The sequence below is a fragment of the Jiella mangrovi genome (assembly GCF_017815135.1).
GTDB classification, from domain to species: Bacteria; Pseudomonadota; Alphaproteobacteria; order Rhizobiales; family Rhizobiaceae; genus Jiella; species Jiella mangrovi.
Map to the genome: position 1 here is coordinate 84,025 of NZ_JAGJCF010000006.1, position 21,551 is coordinate 105,575.

The window sequence follows — 21,551 nt, forward strand, 5'->3', positions numbered from 1 at the left end:
TTTGATTGGATTGGTGAGGCCCGCAGTGTCCAGGCGTCAGCCGTCGAGGGTCGTCCAACGATCGAAAGTTCGAAAACAATGAAGAGACCAGTTTTTAACGCCCGCGCCCTGGTGGCCGCGGGCTTGGGGCTCGGCGCGTTTGCGCTCGCCTGTCACCCGTCCCTGGCGCAGGACGCGCCAGCCGCGGCCAGCGCCACGGGCGACGCGGCAGCGGCCGCGACCAGCACGGTGAACAAGGGCGACGTGGCCTGGATGATGACGGCGACCCTCCTGGTGCTGTTCATGACGATGCCGGGTCTGGCGCTGTTTTACGGCGGTCTGGTGCGCGCCAAGAACATGCTTTCGGTGCTCATGCAGTGCACCGTCATCACCGGCGTGGTGATGATCGTCTGGACGCTGTGGGGCTACTCCTTCGCCTTCGGCGGCGGCACCAGCTATTTCTGGGGCGGCTTCGGCAAGCTGTTTCTTGCCGGCGTCACGGTGGATTCCACGTCGGCAACCTTCACCGACGGCGTCGAGATTCCCGAATATCTCTTCATCGTCTTCCAGATGACCTTCGCCGTCATCACCCCGGCGCTCATTGTCGGCGCCTTCGCCGAGCGGATCAAGTTCTCGGCGGTGATCATGTTCACCATCCTCTGGGTGACCTTCGTCTACTTTCCGATCGCGCACATGGTCTGGGACGGTTCGGGCCTGATCTTCAACGGCGTCCTGTCCGGCGGTGTCGGCGCCCTCGACTTTGCCGGTGGCACGGTCGTTCACATCAATGCCGGCATCGCCGCGCTCATCGGCTGCATGTTCGTCGGCAAGCGCACCGGGCTCGGCCGTGACAACATGGCGCCGCACTCGATGACCTTCACCATGGTCGGTGCCTCGATCCTGTGGGTCGGCTGGTTCGGCTTCAATGCCGGCTCGAACCTCGAATCGACCTCGGCCGCCGTGCTCGCGATGATCAATACCTTCACCGCGACGGCCGGCGCCATGGTCGCCTGGTGCCTCATCGAGGCGATCCTGCGCGGCAAGGCCTCGATGCTCGGCGCCGCTTCCGGCATCGTCGCCGGTCTGGTCGCGGTCACGCCGGCCTGCGGCACGATCGGGCCGGTGGGCGCCATCGTCCTCGGCGCGATCGCCAGCGTCGTCTGCTACTTCTTCGTCGCTGTGGTGAAGAACGCGCTGAAATATGACGACAGCCTCGACGTCTTCGGCGTCCACGGCGTCGGCGGCATCATCGGCGCGATCGGCACCGGCGTCTTCACCTCCACCTCGCTCGGCGGCATCGGCTATGCCGACGGCGTGACCATGGGCGCGCAGGTCTGGGCGCAGATCGTCGCGGTCCTGATCACCATCGTGTGGTGCGGCATCGGGTCGGCGATCCTCTACGCCATCACCAATGCCGTCATCGGCCTGCGGCCGTCCGTCGAGGAAGAGCGCGAAGGCCTCGATCTCGCCTATCACGGCGAAGTCGCCTACCACTCCTGAATATGAGCCTGCCTGCCCCGCCGCGTCCGCGCGGCGGGGCAGGCCTGGCGATCGCATGTGGAGCCCGTGTGCCGACTGTCGGCGCGCGGGCTTTATCGTATAGAACCAACAGGTTAGAGCGTGCTCTGTGCGTCCATTCGGACGCACGGCGCTCTCATGAACGCTGCGTTTCCTGTGTCTGTGACCGCTCGTTACTACTTCAAGGAGTAGCCGGCCGGCCATTGGCCGCCATCACGGAAACGAGGAAGTGCAGCCATGAAGGCCATCCAACTGGCAAAACCCGGCGGTCTCGACCGCCTGTCGCTCGTCGATCTGGAGGATCCGGGCCAGCCGGGACCGGGCGAGATCCGCGTGCGGATTCATGCGAGCTCCCTGAATTACCACGATTACGGCGTCGTTTCCGGCGGGAGCCCGACCGAGGACGGCCGCATCCCAATGTCCGACGGCGCCGGCGAAGTCGAGGCGGTCGGCGAAGGTGTCGCAGAGTTCGCCCCCGGCGATCACGTCGTCTCCGGCTTTTTCCCGCAGTGGATTGCCGGAGAGGCCCCCGTCGCCGATTTCAAGCGGACGCCGGGTGACGGCGTCGATGGCTTTGCCCGCGAGGTCGTCGTCTTGCCCGCGACGGCATTCACCCATGCGCCGAAAGGCTACAGCCACGCCGAGGCCGCGACCCTGACGACGGCTGGGCTGACCGCCTGGCGGGCGCTCTGCGTCGATGGCGGACTGAAAGCCGGCGACACGGTGCTGACGCTGGGCACCGGCGGCGTCTCGATCTTCGCCGTGCAGCTCGCCAAGGCGATGGGCGCGAGGGTGATTGCGACCTCCTCCTCGGACGAAAAGCTCGAACGGCTGACGAGCCTCGGCGCCGATCACGTCATCAACTACAAGACCACCGAGGAATGGGGAGCCAAGGTCCGCGACCTGACCGACGGGCGCGGCGCCGACATCGTCGTCGAGGTCGGCGGGCCGGGAACGCTCGCCCAGTCGATCACCGCCTGCCGGATCGCCGGCCACATCGCGCTGATCGGTGTTCTGACCGGGCGCTCCGGCGAAGTGCCGACGGCGGCGCTGATGGCGCGGCAGCAGAAGCTGCAGGGTCTCATCGTCGGCAGCCGGACCCATCAGCAGGATTTCGTCCGGGCGCTCGAGGCGACCGGGCTGAAGCCCGTCATCGACAAGAGCTTCGGCCTCGCCGACATCGCCGACGCCTTCCGGCATGAGGAGTCCGGGGCGCATTTCGGCAAGATCTGTCTGGAGTTCTGAGGGGCTGAGGACCCTTTGTAGTTCGATGGCAGCGCCGAGGCGCCCCCCTCTGCCCTGCCGGGCATCTCCCCCACATGGGGGGAGATCGGACGCTTTGGGGAATGGTGTCCTATTAGTGATGTCTGCGCCAGATTCGGCGGTGGAAAGCGTCTGGGGCGGTCGCGCAGGTTCGATCTCCCCCCTTGTGGGGGAGATGCCCGGCAGGGCAGAGGGGGGGCGCCTCGGCGCTGCCGTTCGAGCCGACGCGCCACCGCGCCAACCATCAACGCCAAGGCATCCCTACATCGCTTCCTTGATGCCCCTGTCGATCAGCCAGGCATTCACCGGATAGGCGGTCAGGAAGCCGCAGATCATGGCGATCTGCATCATGAACCAGAATTCGGCGCTGTCGACTTCGAGGGTGACGCCGAGAAGGACGGCGAAGATGCCGAAATGGGCGATCGCCATGAAGCCGTACATGCCGATCTGCCAGGAGGTGAGCGACAGCGTGTCGGCCTTGATGGCCTGGATGATCGCCTGACCTACCGACATGTCGCTCATCGGCTTGATCGCATAATACTGAAAGACGATGCCGAAGCCGAAGGCGAGGACGAAGTCGAGGATCCAGACGGCGAACATCTTTTCGGAAAAGACGCTGTGCCAGCCGAACCAGACCGCCACCGCCGGCACGAGGAAGGCCAGCCATTCGGCGCAGATGTCGCCGAGCGTGCAGCCGGCGCCGCAATGGGCGGCGCCCTTGCCGATAGTGGCGTAATGCGGCGTCTGGGTCTTGGAGGGCATCGGCTCGCCCTTTTCCATTGCCGGCATCGCGCGGCTGTTCGCGGCGAGCTTGCCCCAGCGGCGATAGGCAAAGAGCGCGATCGGCCCGGCATAGAGCCCGCTCACCGGCCACACGACGTTCATCACCGCCATGTGCTGGGGATCGCGCCATACGTCGATGGCGATGAGAATGGCCGACACCGCGCCGACGAGGAGCGAGACGATCGCAAGGAAATGAAGCCAGGTGGGGATCACGGCGGGCCTTTTTGCATCATCACGAGAGCGCCCTGTGTCCTGTTGGACGGAGAGGGGACGCTTTCAATCCTTGAACCACCGCATCGTGCTTGCCGACAATCGATCGCGACTTTCGGGCCGACGCGGCCGGGACGGCGAAAAATGCGTCTGCGACGGTCACAAACGACAAAACCCCGCGCTCAGCATGACATCAAGGGTCACGTGGGCAGCGGGGTCATGTCGTATCCGGACAAGGCTTGCCGCCTCGTCCCCTGCCGCGTCGCCGGCGCATGTTTTCCGCCCCTGATCAGAAGCGAATGCCGGTCGCGACTCGAAGTTCCAGAACCGGACGATCCGAAATCGGAACGGTCCGGGAAAGCAAGCGTCTCAGCGCGCGCCGGGGCCGGCGGCGGTGCGGCGCTTCGGGCCGGGCAGAAGGCCCTCGCGCTGCGCCTGCTTGCGGGCGAGCTTGCGCGAGCGACGGATCGCCTGCTGCTTCTCGCGGGCGCGGCGCTCGGACGGCTTCTCATAGGCGCGGCGCGCCTTCATCTCGCGAAAAACGCCCTCGCGCTGCAGCTTCTTCTTCAGCGCGCGCAGGGCCTGGTCAACATTGTTGTCTCTGACGTCGACTTTCAAAGCGACTCCCTCTCTTCATCCACGACGGGAGCTAAGGCGTCGATTCGCCGTCGGCTCCGGTTCCGATTGGACGTGGAAAACCGGTGTCGTCATGACACCACGCGCCTTCCGCGCCACGCTCATTGTGGCAACGAGGATCGGCCGGCCAGCCAACACCCGGTGCCCGGACGCTCCTTCGAACGTCCATGCCTCGGCTCGCTCTGCCTCATCGCAGGAGAGCATAAACGTCTTGCCATCACTGGCGGATCGATCGCACCGGCAACCCGTCCCTACACACGAAGGATTCTGCCTTCGCCCGTGGCATCGGGCGACATCCAGAACCGATTCGCATCACGTCCAGAACGCGGGCGTCGAGGAGGCGGCAAATCGTGGATGCCCGGTGTGTCAAAGCGTCTGACGCGCCGTCATTCCACGCGATCGGCGTGGCGAAGGGCGCGTCAAAGCAAGACCTTGGTGGGTCATATAGTCCAAATGGCCGTGGACCGCAAATGATGATCGCATCTTGCAATCCTCGTATCGCGGTTCGCGAGCGCGGGTGTTTCCGGCGGCCGCGCCTCGATCAATGCCTGCGGGAGACCCGCATCGGCAGCCCGCCATCCGGCTGGACGGTGATGCGCTGGACGACCCGAGGCGGGTGCTTTGCGACATAGTCGAAGCGCAGGTCCTTCAGGAGAAGGGCCAAGGCGATGACGGCCTCCTGAAGGGCAAAGCTTGCCCCGATGCACACCCGCGGACCGACGCCGAAGGGCAGATACTGATAGCGATCGATCTTGTCGCGATTGTCCGGCAGGAAGCGGCTCGGCATGAAATGCTCCGGCCGGTCCCAGAGCATTTCGTGGCGATGGACCAGCCAGGGCATGACGAGCAGCGTGGCGCCGGCGGGGATGTCGATGTCGCCGACCCTGTCGGCCTTCAGCGCCGTGCGGTTCAGCGAGGGCGCGGGCGGGTAAAGCCGCATTGCCTCCTCGAACGCCGCCTTGGTGTGAATCAGCTTCTCCGACCACTGGCTTGGATGGGTCAGCTGCGGCAGCACCTCGTCGATCTCCGTTTCGACCAGCGCGCGCTCGTCCGGCGCCTGGGAGAGGAGATAGAGCGTCCATGCCAGCGAGCGGGCGGTGGTCTCGTGACCGGCGCCGATGAAGGTGATGATGTTGTCCTCGATCTCCTCGCTCGACAGGCCATCGGCCTTGATCAGGAGGGTCAGGAGATCATTGGGCGTGCCATCGGGATCGCGATCGAGCTTTTCCCGCCGTTTCTCGATCGTCTCGGCGATCAGGCCGCGAAAGAAGTTCATGGACTTGCGGCCACGAAGGCGCCGCAGGCGCGGCAGGAAAGCCGGCGCGTTCAGGAGATCGAGCGGATCGACGCGCCCCATCGAGCCGAGGAAATCCCGGGTCGAGCGGGCAAAGCCTTCCGGCTCCGAGGCGATGTCCCCGGAGAACAGCGTTTCCTGCAGGATGTCGAAGGTCAGGAGCGTCATTTCGTGCGAAGCGTCGACGGTCGTGCCCTCGCGTTTCGCCAACGTCTTTGCAAAGAGCGCCGAACGGGCCTGCATCTGCTCGGTGAAACCGGAAATATGGCGCGGGGTGAAGACCGGCGCGATCGCCTTGCGAGTGCGCCGCCACAATTGGCCCTCAGCGGTCAGCAGGCCGTCGCGCAAGAGCGGGCGCAGGATCCTCTGGCGCAACGGCTGCATCACGTAGTTCTTCGCGTTCTCGACCAGGCAGTAACGGATGCCGGCCGGATCGTTGACGACGATGTTCGGCACGCCGAGCCAGGCACCTCGAATGTAGGGCTCCTTGAAAGCCCGCGTGCCCCAGATCTCGATCGGATTGCGTGAGGCCGTCCTGATGAAGCCGGCAAAGCCGAGCGGCGTGGAATGAGGGACCGGCGCGGGAGCGCGGAACGGGCGCGGGCTCTGCCCGGGGCGTTGCGAAGAATGCCGTGGTGGCGCAACGGTCGACATGAAGAAAATTCCAATCGATTTTCAGCGTGTTGGGCAAATCATATGGGGAGAGCGTCGGACCGTGTCGAGCGGGTTTGCCCGGTGAGGGCTCAAGGCGTGACAACGCGCCATCCGTCGCCGTTCGAGCGGCTAAAGGCTCTGCAGCTTCGCCTCGGGCCGCCACAAATTCGGCCCGATACCGGCTGACCATTCAGTTCGACCTTGGTGTATTCGTCCTTCCTCAAGCATTTGGACGATAAAATTCGGCTCGCATTTTGCTATTCCTAAGCCTACCACAGTAAAGCTGAGCGCAAGAGTTGAAAAAACTGGTCTCCGTCATCTCCCCGAAGGGGCTCGCTGACTGGTTCGGCAAGACGATCCTGTTCGTCTTTCTCATCATCGCGGCCAATGGGCTGGTCGTTTGGGCGATGACCGGCCGCGGGCCGGATGCGGTCTACGACACGGTGGTGACGGCCTTCACCGCCACGCCTTTCGTCGTCTTCGCGCTCTGGATGATTTCCTATCTCGACCAGCTGCAGCGGCGCCTTGCCGATCTGGCCGCGACGGACTTTCTGACCGGCCTTGCCAATCGCCGTGCCTTCCTGACCTCTGCCGGCGAGATGGAAAGCGGGGTTCTGCTCCTGCTCGACGTCGACTACTTCAAGCGCGTCAACGATGCTTTCGGCCACCATGTCGGCGATCTGTGCCTGGAAGCCGTTGCCCGGCGCTTGACCGAGCTGACCCGCAAAGGCGACATCGTCGCGCGCTACGGAGGCGAGGAATTCGCCATCGGCCTGATGGGCGCCGACCTCGATTCTGCCCGGGCTATCGGCGAGCGACTGGCCGACGGTATCGCGATCAGGGCCTGCAGGCGCGGCGCCAGCGACGTGACGGAGGCCATCGTGACGCTTTCGATCGGGGCGGTGGTCATCGAGCCGAATGTCGGCCTGGAAGAGCTCCTGTCGCGGGCCGACGCCGCGCTCTACAAGGCCAAGGAAAGCGGGCGCGCGCGGCTTTCCGTCTTCGGGCAGGGGCCCCCGCTGGTCGTGGCGAGAGCTGGTCCGACAGCCATCTGAGCAGTGTCGGTCTGGCAGTGTCAGTCGGTGGCCGCGATCCCGGTTTTCATGGCAAGCGTCGCGAGCGCCTGGCGCATGTCGTCGGGCAGAGGCGTCGAACGGCGGGTCTTCTCGTCGATCAGAACGATCACGCTGTCGGCGGCGGCGCACAGCCGGCCATTCTGAAACACGCCTTGCCGAACCTTGATGGAGCTGTTGCCGAGTGAGGCGATTCCCGAGCCGATCTCGATCTCTCCCGGCCAATGCATTTCGCGCCTGAAATTGATGGAGATCCTGGCAAGCACGAAGGACGTGCCGGCCGGTGGCGGGGCATGGCCGACATGCAGGAGTTCCACCCGGCCGGTCTCGAAGAAGGTCGAGTAGACCGCATTGTTGACATGGCCCTGCCGATCCGTATCGCCGTAGCGCAGCTTGTCGCGGGCGGTGGCGGGAAAGTCTTCGAATGCCGGCTCTGTCATCGTCCACCTCTCTGGCAAAATTCGGGCTGGCGCGTTCCAGGCCGCCTAACTCCGGACGGAAGCCGGGGGTAAGGTGCCGCAGCGCTTTCGTCAACGCGAGAGAGTTCCTATATAAAAGCTTCAGATTTGGCCGATTCGCCGCCCCTCGGGCGGCCGGCCCGAGACCAAGGACCATCATGTCAGCGATCCCCGAGACCGACCCCCTTGCCAACGCCGAATACGGTGCCGATTCGATCAAGGTGCTCAAGGGTCTGGATGCGGTCCGCAAGCGTCCGGGCATGTATATCGGCGATACCGACGACGGCTCCGGCCTGCACCACATGGTCTATGAGGTGGTCGACAACGCCATTGACGAGGCGCTGGCCGGCCACGCGACCCATGTGACCGTGACGCTGAACGCCGACGGTTCCTGCACCGTCACCGACAATGGCCGCGGCATTCCGACGGACATGCACACGGGCGAGGGCGTCTCGGCGGCCGAGGTCATCATGACCCAGCTCCATGCCGGCGGCAAGTTCGACCAGAACTCCTACAAGGTCTCCGGCGGCCTTCACGGCGTCGGCGTGTCGGTGGTCAACGCCCTGTCGTCCAAGCTGTCGATGAAGATCAAGCGCAAGGGCAAGGTGCACGAGATGTCCTTCACCCACGGCGTGCCGGACGGCTCGCTGGAGGTGACGGGCGATTCCGGCGGCGAGACCGGCACGGCGATCACCTTCCTGCCGTCCTTCGACACCTTCCAGGGCGTCACGACCTTCGACTACGGAACGCTCGAGCATCGCCTGCGCGAACTCGCCTTCCTGAATTCCGGTGTTCGCATCGTCCTCACCGACAAGCGGCCAGCCGACGAAAAGCGGATCGAGCTCTTCTACGAGGGCGGGCTCGAGGCCTTCACCCGCTATCTCGACCGCTCGCGCAAGCCGCTGATCCCCGAGCCGATCGTCACCATGGGCGAGAAGGACGGCATCGTCGTCGAGGCGGCGCTCTGGTGGAACGACTCCTATAACGAGACCGTCCTCTGCTTCACCAACAACATTCCCCAGCGTGACGGCGGCACTCACATGGCGGGATTTCGCGGCGCGCTGACGCGACAGATGACCGGCTATGCCGAGACGTCGGGTGCACTGAAGAAGGAGAAGGTCTCGCTCACCGGTGACGACTGCCGCGAGGGGCTGACCTGCGTACTCTCGGTCAAGGTGCCGGACCCGAAATTCTCCTCCCAGACCAAGGACAAGCTGGTCTCCTCCGAGGTGCGCCCGGTGGTCGAAAACCTCATCAACGAGGCGCTTTCGACCTGGTTCGAGGAGCATCCGCAGGAAGCCAAGGTGCTCGTCGCCAAGGTGGTCGAGGCGGCCTCCGCGCGCGAGGCGGCGCGCAAGGCGAGAGAGCTGACGCGCCGCAAGGGCGCCCTCGACATCACCTCGCTGCCCGGCAAGCTCGCCGACTGCCAGGAGCGCGATCCGGCAAAATCGGAAATCTTCATCGTCGAGGGCGACTCGGCCGGCGGCTCGGCCAAGGGCGCGCGCTCGCGTCAGAACCAGGCGATCCTGCCGCTTCGAGGCAAGATCCTCAATGTCGAGCGGGCGCGCTTCGACCGCATGCTCGGCTCCGACCAGATCGGAACGCTGATCACCGCGCTCGGCACCTCCATCGGCAAGGATGAGTTCAACGCCGACAAGCTGCGCTACCACAAGATCATCATCATGACGGATGCCGACGTCGACGGCGCCCATATCCGCACGCTGCTTCTCACCTTCTTCTTCCGGCAGATGCCGGAGCTGATCGAGCGCGGATACGTCTACATCGCCCAGCCGCCGCTCTATAAGGTGACGCGCGGCAAGCAGAGCCAGTATCTGAAGGACGAAAAGGCGCTTGAGGACTATCTCATCCGCGGCGGTCTCGAGGATGCGTCGCTGACGCTCGGTCAGGGCGAGGTTCGCACCGGCCGGGATCTGAGAGCCGTCGTCGACGATGCGCTCGCCGTTCGCCAGACGCTGTCGGGTCTTCATTCGCGCTACGATCGTTCCGTCGTCGAGCAGGCGGCCATTCTGGGCGCCCTCTCGCCGGAGGTCGCAGACCACCCGCAGGACGGCCCGCAGACGGCCAAACGCGTCGCCGAGCGTCTCGACCTCATCGCCGACGAGACCGAGCGCGGCTGGAGCGGCGAAGCCGTCGACGGCGGATATCGCTTCATGCGGACGGTTCGCGGCGTGACGGAGCTAAGGATTCTCGATGCCGCTCTTCTGAACTCCGCCGACGCGCTTCATCTGATGCGCCAGGCCCCGCGTCTCAAGGAGGTCTATGACGGCGGCGTGCCGGTTCTTCGGCGCAAGGAGACCGAGCGGACCATCGCCGGCCCGCTGGAGCTTCTGATGGCGGTCTTCGAGGTCGGCCGCAAGGGCATCGCGACCCAGCGCTACAAGGGCCTCGGCGAGATGAACCCCGAGCAGTTGTGGGAAACGACCCTCGACCCCGAGGCGCGCACCCTCGTCCGCGTCAGGGTCAACGACGCCACCGACGCCGACCAGCTGTTCTCGCGCCTGATGGGCGACGAGGTCGAGCCGCGCCGCGAGTTCATCCAGGACAATGCCCTTCAGGTCGCCAATCTGGATATCTGACGGCGCTTTCGAGGTTCCAGGCGTCTTCGGACATCGACGAGGCTTCGCGTCACGCTGCCCTTACTCGAAGACGCAGCGCGGGAAGTAGAAGGACACGACCCAGTTGGGGGCGTCGACGATTTCCGAGATGCGCAGATCGGCACAGGTCGAGGCGAGCATATAGGCCTCGACAGGATCCATCTGATAGCGGCCCGCGAGAAGATCGACCATCTGGCGAACCGCTTCCTTCGCGCCGGTCATCAGGTCCGGCCCGACGCCCGTCGTCACTTCGTAGCCCTTGGCGTCGAGATGGCGCGTCACGGGGCCGGGCGTCGTGAAGCGTGGCATTTTCAGCCGCGCGTCCTTGACGAGGTCGAGTGTCAGGACGGCGTTCATCGGGCTTTCGATCGCCGTGCCGCAGACTTCGCCGTCGCCCTGGGCGGCGTGGGTGTCGCCGACGGAAAACAGCGCGCCCGCGATCTCGACGGGAAGATACAGCACCGTACCGGCCGACAGATCGCGGATGTCGAGGTTGCCGCCGACATTGCGCGGCGGGACGATCGAGTGATGGCCGGGCGCGGCCGGCGCGCAGCCGAGCGTTCCGGCAAAGGGTTTGAGCGGAACGCGGGCGTTCTTGCCGAACAGTGCCGGTTCGAGGCCCGACGGATCGTACTTCCAGATGTGGAGCGCTGGGTCGGGAAAGTCCTCGGCGAGAAGACCGAAGCCCGGAATGTTGGCGGTCCAGCCGAAGCCCGAGGGCTGGAACCCCTCGATGGTGATCTTGAGAGCGTCGCCCGGCTCGGCTCCTTCGACGTGGATCGGTCCGTTCACCGGATTGATCCTGTCGAAGTCGGCGGTCTTCATGTCCTCGACCGTCGATTGCGGCGTGTAGTGCCCGCCGGAGGCGTCGAGACATTCGAACTCGATGGTCGAGCCGGGGGCAACGCGCGCCACCGGCTCGAACGCGTTGTTCCAGCCGAAATGATGCTGGTGGCGATGGATCGTATGGTCGCAGTTCGTGCACATCGCTCAGGCCCGTGTCGCTGGTGTGATCGGTGAAAGACGCAGTCGGTTGTTCGCAGACGATCGCGCTCGGGCAGGAGCTTCGATGCCTCTTCGATACCCCTCGCGCCCGCAGCTCTGACGTCGAACGAACGATCAGGCTACGAAAAAGGGTGCGATCCGGGAAGACCGCACCCTGTCTCATACTGTCGGCCCCGGTCTTTGACCTGTGCCAAGGAGTTTGCGCTCAATTGCCGCGCAGGCTCCGTCGGTCGGATCGGACCGCTGTTCAGCAGCCCGAGCCCGTCAGCATGGCGCTGTCGCCATCGGTCTTCTCGACCGTCACCGAGCAGCCGTCACCGAGATCGGCCGACTGGCCGGTCGCGACCTCCTTGCGGCCGGTTCCGATGATGTAGAGCGTCGCGCCCTTGTCGGAGACGGCGGAGACGAAGACCTTGTGGTCGCCGAAGCTCTTGGTCTCGCCCGTGCTGACCGCGTCGGAACCAAGCGACGCGGTCTGTGTCGATTCTTCCGTCGATGCGCCGCCGGCGGCGGCAGCCTGCGAGCCCTGCTCGCTCGGCTGGCCTTCGCTTTGCGCGGAAGCTGCCGCGTCGGTGCCGGTGGCTGGCTCTTCGCCGTTGCTGCTCTCGCTTTCCGCAGCGGCTTGATCTTCGTTGGAAGTTGCGGGCTGTTCGGATGCTGCGCCCGAAGAGCCGGTCGAAGCCGGTTGCGGCTGCTCCTCGGTCTGCGTCTGCTGCTGGTCGGAGCTTGGGGCAGCGTTGGCGCTGTCGCCGTTACAGCCTTCCGCCGACAGCGTGGCAGCGCCAGCCTCGACGGAATCCAGCGTCACGCTGCAGCCATTGCCGGCGTCGACGCTGTTGCCGACCTCGACGGTCTGACGGCCCTTGCCGCCGACGAAGAAGAGCGTCGCTGCATTGTCCTGGACGCCCGAGACGAAAATGCGGTTCTGTCCGAACACCGCCGTCTGGCCGGCGCTGAAGCTGTCGCCGGACGTCGACTGACCGGCCGAAGCGCTCTCGGAGGATGTGCCGGTACTCGCCTGCTGATCGCTGCTGGAGGCCGCTTCGTCGCTCGAAGACGAGCTGTCCGAGGAAGCTGCCGCGGTCTCCTCGCCCGCCTGCGAGCCTTCGGAACCCGCCTGCTGCGACTGATCGGCCTGACCGGACTGAGCTGCCTGACCAGACTGACCGGCCTGCTCGTTCCCCTGCGACTGTGCGGGCTGGTTCGCCTGTTCGCTGGAGCCGCCTTCGCAGCCCTCGGCAGAGAGTGTCGCGGCGTTGTCGTTCACGCTGTCGAGCGTGACGCTGCAGCCATTGCCGGCATCGAGGCTCGAACCGGTGGCGACCTGCTGCCGCTTGCCGCCGACGACCATCAGCGTGGCGCCGTCCTCGGTGATGCCGGAGACGAAGATCTTGGTGCTGCCGAAGGTGGCGACGCCGCCGACCGGAACCGCGCCATTGTCGCCGCCACCGGAGGCGGCGCTTTGGCCGGAGGTGGTCTGGCCCGAGGTGGCCTGGCCGGACGCAGCGGCCTGCTGCTCTTCGCCGCCGCTCTCTTGCCCGGACTGCCCGCTGTCCTGCGCGGCTGCGGTCTGCTGCTCGCCGCCTTGCGAGGTCGAGCCGGCTGCATCGCTGGATGCGGCCTGCCCGGAGCCGGCCTCGCAGCCTTGTGATGAGAGGAAGGCGGCCCCGGCGGCAACGCCTCTAACGGTCACGGAACAGCCGTCGCCGAGATCCACGGAGGAGCCGGCCTCAACGTCTTCAGCCTCGCCGCCGCCGGAGGCGATCCTGGCGGCACCATCCGACACTTCCGTCACGGAGATCCGTCCCGAGCCGAAGATCGCCGACTGACCGGGCACGAGGATCGCGCCGGTCGGCCCGACCGACTTGACCAGCTCGGCCATGTCGCCGCCCGCCTGGCCGCCGCCCTGCGACAGGCCGGAAACGCTCTCCTGCAGTTTGGCGATCTCGGATTTCAGATCCTCGATGCCCTGACGGGTCTGATCGGCCGCCGCGTCGGCCTTCGGCTGAACGGCGGCGGTGATCTCGTCGGTCTTCGTCTGGAGCGTCTGGCCCAGCTGATCCATGTCGGATTTCAGCCCGGCGAGGGCATCGGTGACGCCTTGGTTCGCCGCATCGAGCTTGGTGTTCACGGTCTCGGAAACCGACTGGACGTCGGCTCTCGTCTGGTCGATCGGCTCCCTCAGGGAGGCGATCTGATTGTCGACGTCCTCGCTGACGTCGTCGACGTCCGGTCCGAGCAGCCAGCCGATGAACAGGCCGACTACGAGGGCCACGACGATCGGAATGAATTTCGAACCGCCCATGCTACCTTCCTCCCGCAATCTAGAAGCAGGAGTGGAGAGGAAGGGGGGAGGGCGCGGAAGTCAACCGCGCGGGGCGTCAATGCAAGTTTTTTTGCGCGGCCCGACGTCCCGTCCCGCCGAAATCGCCGCCGACCTCGCGCATATTGGTTCCTGCAGATCATCGCGCGAACCGGTGCCGGTAAAGGGGTGGAACGCCCGGTCTTGCGCTTGGCGGCGAAAGCGGAAATGAAGCTCGCGAGCCAAGCGGCGATGAAGAGGACAGCGGGACATGACGGTCGAACTTTCGGTGAACCTCAATGCGATCGCGATGCTGCGCAACCGGCGGGACCTTCCCTGGCCGAGCGTGACCGGCATCGGACGCATTGCGCTTCAGGCCGGCGCGCATGGGCTCACCGTCCATCCCCGTCCCGATCAGCGGCACATCCGGTTCTCCGACCTGCCGGCGATCCGCGCGCTGATCGACGAGGAGTTCCCGCAGGCCGAGTTCAACATCGAAGGGTATCCGACGCCGGAGTTCCTGGCGCTCGTTGCGGCGGCAAGGCCGGAACAGGTGACGCTGGTTCCCGACGATCCGGCGCAGCCGACATCCGACCATGGCTGGGATTTCGTCGCAGACGGCGCCATGCTTCGCCCGGTGGTGGATGAGCTGAAATCCGGCGGCGCCAGGGTCTCGCTCTTTGCCGATGCGGACCCTGTCCAGATGTCTGCCGCGGCCGACACCGGATGCGACCGGATCGAACTCTACACCGGCCCTTACGGCGGAACCCATTCGGATCCGGATGCTGCGAAGGCGGAGATCGAAAGGCTCGGCGCCACCGCCGACGCGGCCATCGGCTTCGGTCTCGGCGTCAATGCCGGCCACGACCTGACCGTGGAAAACCTGCCGCCACTCGTCGCCCGGATTCCGGCGCTCGCGGAGGTCTCGATCGGCCACGGGCTGACGGCCGATTCCCTGGAACATGGCATGGCCGAGACCGTGCGCCGCTTCAGGCGGGCCTGCGGACAGGCGGTGTGACGCTTGCGGCGGAGCTCGCTCGTGAAGGGTTTGCAATGGTCCACCGGCAAGCCTCGACGGCGATTGGGCGTAGACCTGCTGGCGCGGGTCAAAGACCGGGGTGGGCGCTCTAATTGAGGCGCCTGCCGTCGGTCGCGTCGAACAGGTGCAGTCTTTCCGTTGGCAAGGCGACTTTCACACTGTCGCCGGCGCGCCAGCTGGCCCGTCCGAGGTGATAGGCCTGGTGGCTGATGTCCGCGAAGCGGAAATGGACGATGGCGCCCATGCCGGTCGGCTCCACCAGATCGACGGTCGCCTCCTTCGCTCCCTCTCCGGCGGCCTCGCCCAGAAGGACGTGTTCGGGGCGGATGCCGATCGTCAGCTGGCGGGAGGAAGGCAGCTCCAGACCCGGGATCGCTTCGAAGGTCAGCCCGTCCTCGGTGACGAGGCGCGCGTGACCGGCGTTCGCCGGGGCAGCTTGCGCATCGAGGAAATTCATTGCGGGCGAACCGATGAAGCCGGCGACGAAGCGGTTGGCCGGGCGTTCGTAAAGGTCTTCGGGCGAACCGATCTGCTGGATGGTGCCGGCTTCCATGGCGACGATGCGGTCGGCCAGCGTCATCGCCTCGATCTGGTCGTGTGTGACGTAGATCGAGGTCGCCCCGAGGCGGCGATGCAGCTTCTTGATCTCGGCGCGCATCTGTTCGCGCAGCCTGGCGTCGAGATTGGACAGCGGCTCGTCCCAAAGAAACGCCTGCGGCTCGCGGACGATCGCACGCCCCATCGCCACGCGCTGGCGCTGGCCGCCGGAAAGCTGGCGCGGCCGCCGCTCGACGAGTGGCGCGAGGCCGAGGATGTCGGCGGCGCCCGCGACGGCGGTGGCAATCTTCTCCTTCGCGATCTTCCTGAGCCGCAGGCTGTAGCTCATGTTCCCGGCGACGGTCATGTGCGGGTAGAGCGCGTAGGACTGGAAGACCATCGCGAGATTGCGCTCTTTCGGCGGCAGGTCGTTGACGCGCTTTCCGCCGATGACGATCTCGCCGCCGGTCACCTCTTCCAGCCCCGCGATCATCCGCAGGAGGGTGGATTTTCCGCAGCCGGAGGGACCGACGAGGACGATGAATTCACCCTTGTCGATCGACAGGTCGACCGAATGGAGAACCTTCAGTTTCTGAAAGGACTTGTCGACGGCGCGGATGTCGATGGCTGCCATGAAACGCTCCTCAGCCCTTGACCGCGCCGGCCGTCAGGCCTTTGACGAGGAAACGCTGGATCAGAAGGAAAAACAGGACGGCGGGGATCAGCGCGAGGACGCCGGCAGCCATCATCTGCCCGAAGTCGACGCCGAACTTCGAGACGAAGCCGAGGAGGCCCACCGGGAAGGTGCTGGCGTCGGTCTTCGAGATCAGCATCAGCGCGAAAAGAAGCTCGCTCCAGGCCGCGGTGAAGACGAAGCCGAGGGTGGCCGCCATGCCGGGCAGGGTCAGCGGCACGATGATCTGGCGAAAGGCCATGAAGCGGGTGGCGCCGTCGATCATCGCCGCCTCTTCCAGGTCCTTCGGGATCGAATCGAAGAAGGACTGCATCAGGAAGACGGCGAAGGGCACGTTGAAGGCGGTGTAGACGAGGACGAGGCCGCTCAGGCTGTTGGTCAGGCCGATGCTGGAGAGGATCTTGAAGATCGGCGCGATCAGCATCACCAGCGGAAACATCTGGGTGACGAGGAGCAGCCCGACGAGCCACATCTTGCCGCGAAATGCAAAGCGCGACATCGCATAGCCGGCCCCAGCCGCGACGAGCGTGACGATCAGCGCCGTCGAGAGGGAGACGATCAGGCTGTTGCGGAAGAACAGCGGAAAGTCCGAATTCTCGATGACGAAGGCATAATGCGCCCATGTCGTCTCGGAGGGCCACATCCTGACGCCTTCGGAATACAGCAGCTTCGTCGGCGTCACCGAGACCTTCAGGAGCCAGAACAGCGGAAACAGCGCGACGACGATGAAGGCGAGGACCGCCAGACGATGGGCGAGCGTTGCGGCGAAGCGTTTGCGGGACATCGTCACGGTCATGCCCTGGCCAGAAGCGTCTGCCGCAGGATCACGATCAGCAGCGAATAGATCATCAGAAGGACGAGAAGGACCATCGCGATCGCCGATGCGTAACCGAAGTCGAGCCGGCGAAAGGCGGTGGTGAAGATGTAGCTGGCGACGATCTGCGTGCGGTCGGCCGGGCCGCCATTGGTCATGACGACGATCAGATCGGCGAAATTGGCGATCCAGACGGTGCGCAGAAGCACCGCGATGGCGATGGTCGGAGCGAGGAACGGCAGGGTGATCGCCCTAAAACGCTCGAACGGACCCGCCCCGTCGATCGAGGCCGCCTCGTAGATGTCGGCGGGGATCGACTGCAGGGCCGCGAGCATGGTGATGGCGAAGAACGGAATGCCCCACCAGACATTGGCGACGATCGGCCCCCACATGGCAAGGTCCGGGTCGGAGAGGATGTTCTCCGGCTGGCTCATCACGCCGAGTGCCGTCAGCCAATGGGGGATCGGCCCGACCACGGGGTTGAAGAGCCAGGCCCAGTCGAGACCGGAAAGAAAGCTCGGCACAGCCCAGGGCAGGAAGACCAGAGCCTGGGCGATCCCGCGTCCGGCAAAGGGACGGTTGAGGAGCAGCGCCAGGATCAGGCCGAGGGTGAACTGGAAGAACACCGAGGCGGCAGTCCAGAAGACGGTGTTCTTCAGCGCCAGATAAAAGTCGCCGTCGGCGGCCAGCCTGCGAAAATTGTCGAGCCCGACGAAGCCGCCGGAAAACGGATTGAGCAGGCGGATGTCGCGGAAGGCATAGGTCATGCCGATGACCAGCGGCACCAGCATGACGGTGGCGACGATGATCACCGCAGGCGCGCTGTAGAGATAGGGCTCGACGCGAAGGCCGAGCCGCTTCAGCGGGCGTCTATCAGGCTGTGCCTGTTCGAGTGAAGCGGATGCGGTCATCGTCACCGGATCGAAGATGGAAAGGCCGTGCGGCCCATGAATCGGGACGGGGCGGCCGGGGCCGGCGAAATCCGCCGCCGGCCCCTCGAGACGGCCGCGTCGCCCCCGCGCGGCCGGGTCTTGCACAAGAGCGGCATTACTGCCCCATCTGCTTCTTCTTGGCGGCAGTCAGATAGTCGGCCCAGGTCTTGCCGAGCTCTTCCGGCGAAATCTCGCCGAGCAGTGCCTGCTGGCTGGTCTTGATGACGAGTGAGTCCTTGAAGAAAGCGAATTCTTCGAGATCCGTCGGCATCATCGTCGGGTAGACGTCCTTGTCGTTCAGCTCTTCGAACCAGCCCTTGAACTTGTCCTGGGCGTAGAACGGATCCTTCTCGGCGGATTTCAGCACCGGCAGTGCGCCGGTGCGCTTGTTCCAGGCGATGTTGCCCTCGGGGCCCTCCAGCGCCGCGATCAGCTTCCAGGCAAGGTCCTTGTTCTCGCTGTTGGCGAACATCGACCATCCGGCATAGCCGATCGTGGGAAACGCCTTGCCGGACGGGCCTTTCGGCATCGGCGCGACGCCATATTCGTCGCTCTTCATCCGCTGATCGATGGCGATGAGGGCATCTGGGTCCTGATCGAGCATCGCGCAGGTGCCGGAGTAGAAGCCGGCAACGATCTCGTTGAAGCCCCAGTTGACGGAATCCTTCGGGGCGAGGCCATCCTTGTAGAGATCGACCAGGAAGGCGAGCCCCTTCACCCAGCCGGGATCGGCGAAGGTCGAGGTGCCGTCGTCGGTGAAGAACTTGTTGTCGCCGGCCATCGTGGCGCCGAACATGACCCAGCCATTGAGGCCGCCCGGACCGCCGCGCAGGCAATAGCCGGACTTGCCGGGAAGCTTCGCGACCTTGGCCGCGATGTCGTGGAACTCGTCGAGCGTCTTCGGCGGCGCCTCGACGCCGGCCTCCTTGAAGAGCGTCTTGTTGTAGAACAGCGCCCGCAGATAGAAGCCGTAGGGAAGCGTATAGGCCGTGTCGTCGACGGCTCGGCCGAACTGCAGCGCCCGCTCGTTGAGGTCTGAGCTGTATTGCCAGTCCTTCAGATACGGTTCGAGATTCTCCAGCGCGCCGTTCTTGCCGTAGAGCGCCAGCCAGGTGTCGGGCATCTCGACGACGTCCGGCGTCTCGCCAGCCGAGACCATCGTCGCGAATTTCTCGAACGCCTCGCCCCAGGGCAGCGACGTGATCTCGACGGTCGTGCCGGGATTGGCCTTCTCGAACTTGCCGACGATCTGCTTCAGCGTCTCGGTGCGCTCGGGGCTGGTGATCACTTCGGTGAGCTTCAGCACCGTGTCTGCATGGGCCGGCATCGCCAGACCGGCGAGCATGGTTGCGGCCAAAAGAAGTTTCTTCATCGTATGCCACCTCTACCGTTTTCGATTGTCTGCTTCGTCATCGCGCGCGTCCTCCGATGCCGGCATCGATCGCCGCTTCGAGATCCCGCCAAAGCACGTCTGCCCCCTCCAGGCCGACATGCAGCCGCACCGAATTTTCATGGATGCCGAAGGCCATCGCCGAATTGGGCTCTGCCGCCTGCGCCCGCACCACCTTGCCGGGAACGACGAGGCTCTCGTGGCCGCCCCAGCTGACGCCGAGGCTGAAGAGCTGCAGGGCATCGGCGAAGACGGCGACATCGACCCCTTCGGCGAAGACGAAGGAAAACAGCCCCGACGTGCCGGTGAGCCCCGGTGGCAGCGCATTGCCGAGGCCGGGATGCTGCACGGACGAAACCGCCGGGTGATCGGCGAGACGCCGCGCGATTTCGAGCGCCGCCGCTTCGTGCGCCTTCATGCGCAGCGGCAGCGTCCTGAGGCCCCGGATCAGGAGCCAGGCGTCGAAGGGCGACAGCTTGCCGCCGAGATAGGGCAGGGTCGTCGAGCGGATGCGCGCGATCAGCGCGGCCGAGCCGGCGACGACGCCGGCAACGACGTCGCTGTGTCCGCCGAGATATTTCGACGCCGAATGAAGGACGAGGTCGCAACCGAGCGCGAGCGGCTGCTGAAACACCGGCGAGGCCCAGGAATTGTCGATCACCGTCATCACGCCGTGCTTGCGGGCAAGCCTTGCCAGCGCTGCGACGTCGTGGGTCTCCATCACCCAGCTCGTCGGGCTTTCCATGTAGAAGAGCTTCGCCCCCGGCAGCTCCTTCCCGACTGCGTCGAGATCGCGGCCGTCGACATAGGTGACGGTGATCTTCAGCCGCTTCAGGATCGTCTCGAACAGACGATAGGCATCCGGATAGACGTGGCGGACGCAGACGATGCGATCGCCAGGCTCGACGAAGGACAGGACCGTCGAGGAGATCGCCGCCATGCCGCTGGCAAAGCCCAGAGCGTCCTCGGCCCCCTCGAGCGCGGCCAGCTTTTCCTCGAAGATCCGCACGGTCGGGTTCAGACCGCGCGAATAGGTCGGGCGAACCCTTTCGCCGCGATAGGTCGCGAGCATGTCGGCATAGGAGGAAAAGGTGAAAAGCGAGGTCTGGACGATCGGTGGAACGACGGCCTCATAGGGGTTCGGCTCGTCATGGGCGACGATCTTCGAGGCTTCGTGAAAGGCGTCGTCCCCGGTCATCGCGACATGTCCTCGATATCTTCCGCAACGATGTCGAGGATTGCGAAGGTCTTGGCGCGGGCGGTCTCGGCATCGCCGCTCGCGATCGCCTCGAAAAGCTCACGGTGGAAGGGGAAGGAGCGCCGGGCGAAGTCCGGCCGGTCGAAGGGCTTTTCGAAGAAATGTTCGAAGGCCTCGCGAATCTGCTCCAGAAGCTGGCGGAAGAGCGGATTGCCGCTGGCGTCGTAGATCGTCAGGTGGAAGGCGAGATCTTCGCGCCCCGCCGTTCCCTTGTCGAGATGGACGCGCTCCATCTCTTCGAGCGCCGCCCGCATCCTGTCGATGTCCTCAGCGGATGCGCGTGTCGCCGCCAGTGCGCTCGCCTCCGCCTCCAATCCGCGCCGAACCTCGAGCGTCTGCTGCAGGGCGTCACGCAGCTGCCCGGTGTCGACATGGAGAGGCAGATGCACGGTCGAACCGCTGACGCGGCTTTTCAGAAAGGTGCCGAGCCCCTTGCGCGTCTCGACCACGCCGAGCGCCTGAAGCTGGCGGATCGCCTCGCGGACCGTCGAGCGGCCGACGCCAAGCGCCGCCATGATCTCGTGCTCGGAGGGAAGCTTGTCACCGACGGAAAGACCGGTATTGGCGACGAATTCCCCCAATGCCTTGACGGCATCGTCGGTGCGATAGGATCGCGGAAGTGCGGCAAAACCGATGGACACATCGAGCCTCTACGGACAACTTGTCTGACATCAGACATCTGCGAAGGGCTGATGTCAATCGCTGTTGCCCGCGGGCGGTCTCTAAGCTTCTCAGGGGTCGCAAAATCCGCCCTTGCCGGGCCCTCGATCGGCGTCGATCAGTCGTCGGCCATCGTCGCCGCGTCGTTGCTGATGAATTTGCTTCGCACCGCCGACCATGCGTTCACGACGGCGCGGCGTCCCGATCGCCGTCTGGAGCGGGGTGAGATGAGCTTCGCTCGCCCTCCCGCACTACCCTCTTGTCGGGGCATGATCTTTTGCGAAAACGGGGTCCGACTTTTCGGGATCATGCTTCACAGCATTGGCCCGAAAACGGATTCCAGCGAGCTGTTGCGCTCCGGCGCGACGAAGAGGAAGGCGAAGGCGAGAGGGCTGCGGACATGGTCATGCCAGCGGCCCGGGACAATGACCGCCGCT

Annotated in this window: 17 protein-coding genes; 5 read left to right on the forward strand and 12 right to left on the reverse strand. The window is 65.2% G+C overall.

Annotated elements, in window-relative coordinates:
• The first annotated feature begins 78 nt into the window (after nucleotides 1-78).
• Together J6595_RS10975 and J6595_RS10980 are read left to right on the forward strand one after the other, a co-directional pair.
• Nucleotides 79-1,479, forward strand: a complete 1,401-nt coding sequence (locus J6595_RS10975) for an ammonium transporter (RefSeq protein WP_209594598.1) — start codon at nucleotides 79-81, stop codon at nucleotides 1,477-1,479.
• 255 nt (nucleotides 1,480-1,734) lie between these two features.
• Complete coding sequence (locus J6595_RS10980) at nucleotides 1,735-2,742, forward strand: zinc-dependent alcohol dehydrogenase family protein (protein WP_209594599.1); 1,008 nt, start codon at nucleotides 1,735-1,737, stop codon at nucleotides 2,740-2,742.
• Between the two features lie 279 nt (nucleotides 2,743-3,021).
• Here the strand turns inward: J6595_RS10980 and J6595_RS10985 are convergent, their stop codons facing one another.
• From J6595_RS10985 to J6595_RS10995, 3 genes are all read right to left on the reverse strand, one after another.
• Nucleotides 3,022-3,756 carry a DUF4396 domain-containing protein gene (locus tag J6595_RS10985; RefSeq protein WP_209594600.1) on the reverse strand — a complete coding sequence of 245 codons (735 nt, stop codon included), beginning with the start codon at nucleotides 3,754-3,756 and terminating at the stop codon, nucleotides 3,022-3,024.
• 366 nt (nucleotides 3,757-4,122) lie between these two features.
• Nucleotides 4,123-4,371 carry a 30S ribosomal protein S21 gene (gene rpsU / locus J6595_RS10990; RefSeq protein WP_209594601.1) on the reverse strand — a complete coding sequence of 83 codons (249 nt, stop codon included), beginning with the start codon at nucleotides 4,369-4,371 and terminating at the stop codon, nucleotides 4,123-4,125.
• Nucleotides 4,372-4,930: 559 nt separating this feature from the next.
• On the reverse strand, nucleotides 4,931-6,337 hold the full coding sequence (locus J6595_RS10995; protein WP_209594602.1) for a cytochrome P450: 1,407 nt from the start codon (nucleotides 6,335-6,337) through the stop codon (nucleotides 4,931-4,933).
• 296 nt (nucleotides 6,338-6,633) lie between these two features.
• Here J6595_RS10995 and J6595_RS11000 point away from each other — a divergent pair, with 296 nt between their 5' ends.
• Nucleotides 6,634-7,392: a GGDEF domain-containing protein gene (locus tag J6595_RS11000; protein ID WP_209594603.1), complete on the forward strand. Its 759-nt coding sequence runs from the start codon at nucleotides 6,634-6,636 to the stop codon at nucleotides 7,390-7,392.
• Nucleotides 7,393-7,412: 20 nt separating this feature from the next.
• Here J6595_RS11000 and J6595_RS11005 read toward each other — a convergent pair whose 3' ends face one another.
• Nucleotides 7,413-7,850 carry an acyl-CoA thioesterase gene (locus tag J6595_RS11005; RefSeq protein ID WP_209594604.1) on the reverse strand — a complete coding sequence of 146 codons (438 nt, stop codon included), beginning with the start codon at nucleotides 7,848-7,850 and terminating at the stop codon, nucleotides 7,413-7,415.
• A 176-nt stretch (nucleotides 7,851-8,026) separates the two neighbouring features.
• On the opposite strand from J6595_RS11005, the gene gyrB reads away from it, so the two are divergent.
• Complete coding sequence (gene gyrB, locus J6595_RS11010) at nucleotides 8,027-10,465, forward strand: DNA topoisomerase (ATP-hydrolyzing) subunit B (protein WP_209594605.1); 2,439 nt, start codon at nucleotides 8,027-8,029, stop codon at nucleotides 10,463-10,465.
• A 60-nt stretch (nucleotides 10,466-10,525) separates the two neighbouring features.
• On the opposite strand, the gene J6595_RS11015 is transcribed toward gyrB, so the two are convergent.
• Both J6595_RS11015 and J6595_RS11020 read right to left on the reverse strand, forming a co-directional pair.
• Entirely contained in the window at nucleotides 10,526-11,470 is a 945-nt protein-coding gene (locus tag J6595_RS11015) for an acetamidase/formamidase family protein (protein ID WP_209594606.1), read from the reverse strand.
• 265 nt (nucleotides 11,471-11,735) lie between these two features.
• Entirely contained in the window at nucleotides 11,736-13,793 is a 2,058-nt protein-coding gene (locus J6595_RS11020; RefSeq protein WP_209594607.1) for a serine-rich family protein, read from the reverse strand.
• A 268-nt stretch (nucleotides 13,794-14,061) separates the two neighbouring features.
• Between J6595_RS11020 and J6595_RS11025 the strand changes: the two genes are divergently transcribed.
• Nucleotides 14,062-14,808: a pyridoxine 5'-phosphate synthase gene (locus J6595_RS11025; RefSeq protein WP_209594608.1), complete on the forward strand. Its 747-nt coding sequence runs from the start codon at nucleotides 14,062-14,064 to the stop codon at nucleotides 14,806-14,808.
• 109 nt (nucleotides 14,809-14,917) lie between these two features.
• On the opposite strand, the gene J6595_RS11030 is transcribed toward J6595_RS11025, so the two are convergent.
• From J6595_RS11030 to J6595_RS11055, 6 genes are all read right to left on the reverse strand, one after another.
• Nucleotides 14,918-16,000 (reverse strand): ABC transporter ATP-binding protein, encoded by a 1,083-nt coding sequence (locus tag J6595_RS11030; protein ID WP_209594609.1) that lies wholly within the window; start codon nucleotides 15,998-16,000, stop codon nucleotides 14,918-14,920.
• 10 nt (nucleotides 16,001-16,010) lie between these two features.
• Nucleotides 16,011-16,844 carry a carbohydrate ABC transporter permease gene (locus tag J6595_RS11035; RefSeq protein ID WP_209594610.1) on the reverse strand — a complete coding sequence of 278 codons (834 nt, stop codon included), beginning with the start codon at nucleotides 16,842-16,844 and terminating at the stop codon, nucleotides 16,011-16,013.
• Nucleotides 16,845-16,852: 8 nt separating this feature from the next.
• A complete protein-coding gene (locus J6595_RS11040; RefSeq protein ID WP_209594611.1) occupies nucleotides 16,853-17,785 on the reverse strand; it encodes a carbohydrate ABC transporter permease in 933 nt (310 codons plus the stop codon).
• A 136-nt stretch (nucleotides 17,786-17,921) separates the two neighbouring features.
• A complete protein-coding gene (locus J6595_RS11045) occupies nucleotides 17,922-19,178 on the reverse strand; it encodes an ABC transporter substrate-binding protein (RefSeq protein WP_209594612.1) in 1,257 nt (418 codons plus the stop codon).
• Between the two features lie 37 nt (nucleotides 19,179-19,215).
• The gene (locus J6595_RS11050) at nucleotides 19,216-20,394 is read right to left on the reverse strand and encodes a PLP-dependent transferase (RefSeq protein ID WP_209594613.1); all 1,179 of its coding nucleotides are present in this window, start codon (nucleotides 20,392-20,394) and stop codon (nucleotides 19,216-19,218) included.
• Nucleotides 20,391-21,095, reverse strand: coding sequence for a FadR/GntR family transcriptional regulator (locus J6595_RS11055; protein WP_342453163.1), 705 nt, complete (start codon nucleotides 21,093-21,095; stop codon nucleotides 20,391-20,393). The genes J6595_RS11050 and J6595_RS11055 overlap by 4 nt, the downstream gene beginning before the upstream one ends.
• Between the last annotated feature and the right edge of the window lie 456 nt (nucleotides 21,096-21,551).

Bases quoted from the DNA above. Each gene is read 5' to 3' on its own strand.
- J6595_RS11035 (WP_209594610.1), bottom strand. From the start codon at position 16,844: ATGTCCCGCAAACGCTTCGCCGCAACGCTCGCCCATCGTCTGGCGGTC.
- J6595_RS10980 (WP_209594599.1), top strand. From the start codon at position 1,735: ATGAAGGCCATCCAACTGGCAAAACCCGGCGGTCTCGACCGCCTGTCG.
- J6595_RS11025 (WP_209594608.1), top strand. From the start codon at position 14,062: ATGACGGTCGAACTTTCGGTGAACCTCAATGCGATCGCGATGCTGCGC.
- J6595_RS10995 (WP_209594602.1), bottom strand. From the start codon at position 6,337: ATGTCGACCGTTGCGCCACCACGGCATTCTTCGCAACGCCCCGGGCAG.
- gyrB (WP_209594605.1), top strand. From the start codon at position 8,027: ATGTCAGCGATCCCCGAGACCGACCCCCTTGCCAACGCCGAATACGGT.
- J6595_RS11030 (WP_209594609.1), bottom strand. From the start codon at position 16,000: ATGGCAGCCATCGACATCCGCGCCGTCGACAAGTCCTTTCAGAAACTG.
- J6595_RS11005 (WP_209594604.1), bottom strand. From the start codon at position 7,850: ATGACAGAGCCGGCATTCGAAGACTTTCCCGCCACCGCCCGCGACAAG.
- J6595_RS10975 (WP_209594598.1), top strand. From the start codon at position 79: ATGAAGAGACCAGTTTTTAACGCCCGCGCCCTGGTGGCCGCGGGCTTG.
- J6595_RS11015 (WP_209594606.1), bottom strand. From the start codon at position 11,470: ATGTGCACGAACTGCGACCATACGATCCATCGCCACCAGCATCATTTC.
- J6595_RS11045 (WP_209594612.1), bottom strand. From the start codon at position 19,178: ATGAAGAAACTTCTTTTGGCCGCAACCATGCTCGCCGGTCTGGCGATG.
- J6595_RS11040 (WP_209594611.1), bottom strand. From the start codon at position 17,785: ATGACCGCATCCGCTTCACTCGAACAGGCACAGCCTGATAGACGCCCG.
- J6595_RS11020 (WP_209594607.1), bottom strand. From the start codon at position 13,793: ATGGGCGGTTCGAAATTCATTCCGATCGTCGTGGCCCTCGTAGTCGGC.
- J6595_RS11050 (WP_209594613.1), bottom strand. From the start codon at position 20,394: ATGACCGGGGACGACGCCTTTCACGAAGCCTCGAAGATCGTCGCCCAT.